Annotated in this window: 3 protein-coding genes; 1 reads left to right on the forward strand and 2 read right to left on the reverse strand. The window is 69.6% G+C overall.

Translation table 11 applies throughout. From position 1 onward, the window contains the following. Positions 1–1626: CocE/NonD family hydrolase (locus D0D37_RS45985; RefSeq protein WP_244223919.1), on the forward strand; the 1626-nt coding region annotated here is incomplete at its 5' end. A gap of 3 nt (positions 1627–1629) precedes the next feature. Here D0D37_RS45985 and D0D37_RS45990 read toward each other — a convergent pair. After that, positions 1630–2391, reverse strand: coding sequence for a metallophosphoesterase (locus D0D37_RS45990; RefSeq protein ID WP_116206850.1), 762 nt, complete (start codon positions 2389–2391; stop codon positions 1630–1632). Between the two features lie 4 nt (positions 2392–2395). Next, a complete protein-coding gene (locus tag D0D37_RS45995) occupies positions 2396–3010 on the reverse strand; it encodes a GntR family transcriptional regulator (protein ID WP_116206851.1) in 615 nt (204 codons plus the stop codon). Positions 3011–3161: the final 151 nt, after the last annotated feature.

Genomic DNA, 3161 nt, shown 5'->3' on the forward strand with positions numbered 1-3161 from the left:
GTGCTGAACCGAATCGTCGACCGACTGCTCGGTCTCCCCGCCGCCGAAGGCCCCGCCCCCACCGCCGCCAAGGGCCTCCGCATCCCCATGCACGACGGCGCACACCTCCTAGCCGACCGCTACACCCCGCCCGGCCTGACCACCGGCCCGGTCGTCCTGATCCGCACCCCCTACGGCCGCACCGGCCCGCTCGCCAAACTCTTCGGCGAAACCTTCGCCCGCCACGGCCTCCAAACAGTCCTCCAAAGCACCCGCGGCACCTTCGGTTCAGAAGGCCAATTCCGCCCCTTCCACCTGGAACGCGAAGACGGAATCGCCACCGCGGAATGGCTGCGCGAGCAACCTTGGTGCGACGGACGTATCGCCATGGCAGGCGCCAGCTACCTCGGCCACACCCAGTGGGCGATCGGCCCGTACCTAGACCCGCCGCTCTCCGCGATGTGTCTAGGAATCACCGCCTCGGAATTCGTCAGCACGTTCTATCCGGGCGGGGTGCTCGCGGCGGACAACATGGTGTCTTGGTCGGCCATGATCGGGAAGCAGGAGGAGCGGTTCGCCGCGCTGCCGAACCCGCTGCAGACACGGCGCACGCGCAGTGCGATGGCGTACCTGCCGATCGCGGGCGCGGACGTGGCGGCGATCGGCAAGCCGGTGCAATTCCTGCAGGACGTCACCGAGCACGCGGACCCGGACGACGATTTCTGGCAGATGTCGGACCACAGCGCCGAAGTCGCGAAACTCGGCGTGCCGGTCAGCATGGTCACCGGCTGGTACGACCTGTTCGTCCGCGCGCAGCTGCGGGACTTTCGCACGCTGCAGGACGCCGGACGGTCGCCGCGGATCACCGTCGGGCCGTGGTCGCACGGCGAACCGGCGAGCTTCCGCGTCCTGATCCAGGATCAGCTCGGCTTCCTGCGCGCGCACCTGGCCGACGTCGGCACCCAGCTGCAGCGCTCTCCGGTCCGGATCTTCCTGCAGCAGGCGTCCGCCTGGCTCGATTTCGACCACTGGCCGCCCCCTTCCGAACCCACGCACGCACACCTGCGGCCGGTCGGCGGTCTCGGCGAGACGGTGCCCGGCGAGGCCTTGCCGACGCCGTTCACCTACGACCCGGCGGATCCGACGCCGGCCGTCGGCGGCCCGCTGCTGATGGGAAAGACCAAGCAGCGCGACAATTCCGCGACCGAGGCGCGCGACGACGTGCTGGTGTTCACCGGCGAGCCGCTGGTGCACGACGTCGACGTGATCGGCGACGTGTCCGCCACCGTGTTCGTGCGGACCGAACTGGCCGACGCCGACGTGTACGTGCGGCTGTGCGACGTCGACCCCGGCGGCATCTCGCGCAACGTCACCGACGGCATCCTGCGGCTGCGTCCCGGCGCGCCGGAAGCCGATGCCGACGGCGTGGTGCGGGCCGAGGTGGAACTCGACCCGACCGCGTACCGCTTCCGCCGCGGGCACCGGTTGCGCGTTCAGATCGCGGGCGGTGCGTTCCCCCGGTTCGCGCGCAATCACGGTACGGGAGAACGGGTTTCGTCCGCCGTGCGCGGCGCGCCGAACCGGTTCGAGGTGTTCCACGACGAGACTCGGCCGTCGCGGGTGACGCTGCCGGTCTTCACCGCATGACCGTTATTGCGTGACCGCGCGCTGATGCGTCGTCAGCCTGCCGTCGTCGTGCAGGACGTGCAGCAGGAGCGACGGCGGGCTGTCGAAGTCCAGCGGCCCGCCCTCGTCCCAGCCGCGCCCCGCGCCGGGTTCCACCGGCAGCAGTGAACCGGAGACGACGCCCGGCGCGACTCGCACCGGCACGCCCGCGAACTCGGTCGCCGCACCGGTGTGCACGTGTCCGCACAGCAAGGCCGCCACGCCGGGATGCCGCTTCAGCACAGCGGCGAGCCGGTCTTCGCCGGTCTGGCGGATCGCGTCCACCAGCGGCACTCCGACGTCGAGCGGCGGGTGGTGGAAGGCGACGAACGACGGACCGTCATGCCCGGCGAGCGTGTCGTCCAGCCAGGCCAGCGTCTCGTCGGCGAGGTAGCCCGCACCCTTGCCCGGGATCGTCGAATCGCACGACACGAGCAGCACTTCGGCCACCTTGGTCGCGGAGTTCACCGGAGCGTCGCTGGCCGGTTCTCCCAGCAGCGCCTCGCGAAACTGCGCGCGCACGTCGTGGTTGCCAGGGCAGACCACCACCGGCACCGGAAGGTCCAGCAGTTCGGCCGCGCGACGGTACTCCTCGGGCAGGCCGTGATCGGCGATGTCGCCGGTGACGAACACAGCGTCGACCGGCTTTTCGAGGTTTCGCAGGTAACGCGTCACCGCTGCGGCCCGTGCGTCGGCGCGGTCGGTGCCGTCGAGGTGGATGTCGGAGAGATGCGCGAAAACCCGCACCGGATCAGCTCCCTTTCAAGTACGCCAACGCTTTCACCCAGTTCCGGACGAGCAGCGCGGACGCGCCGGGCAGGTCGCCCGCCCGCAGTGCCGCCGCGATCTCGCGGTGCTCGGCCACGCTCTCCGCCACTCGGTCCCGACCGCCGAAGTATGCCGTTTCGTAGCGCTTCAGCAACGGCTTTGTCTGCTCGATCATGCGCAGCAGATGCGGGTTGTCGCAGCGGGACGTGAGCAGCGCGTGCCAGCGGTCGTCGGCCGCGGGCAGGTCGCAGGTATCGGCTATCTCGTCCGAAATCCGGTCGAGCGCGTCCGGCAGCGAAGCGAGTTCGAGCGGCGATGTCCAGCGCAGTGCGAGCGCTTCCAGCTCGGCGACCAGCGGGTACAGCCGGCGCGCCTCCTGCGGATCGAACGGCGCGACGAGAAATCCGCGGCCCGGCGCGGCGACGAGGAGCCCGCGGTCGGCGAGGCCGATCAGCGCCTCGCGCAACGGCGTCCGGGACACGCCCAGCTCGTTCGCCAGGTGCACCTCGTTGATGCGGGTATCCGGGGGAAACCGTCCGTCGAGGACGCGCGCGGTGATCTCCTCGATAAGTTCACCGCGCATAAGTCTCTTGACCATGTGAAGAGTATTGCACACAGATCACCATTACTGTATTCAGTTCATATGGCCCACGTTTTCGATGTCGACCGCGCAAGGTACGAAACGCCCGGCTGCGTCGGAGCCGCGCACTTCAACAACGCCGGCTCCGACGCAGCCGGGCGTTTCGTAC

The organism is Amycolatopsis circi (assembly GCF_003385235.1).
Lineage (GTDB): Bacteria > Actinomycetota > Actinomycetes > Mycobacteriales > Pseudonocardiaceae > Amycolatopsis > Amycolatopsis circi.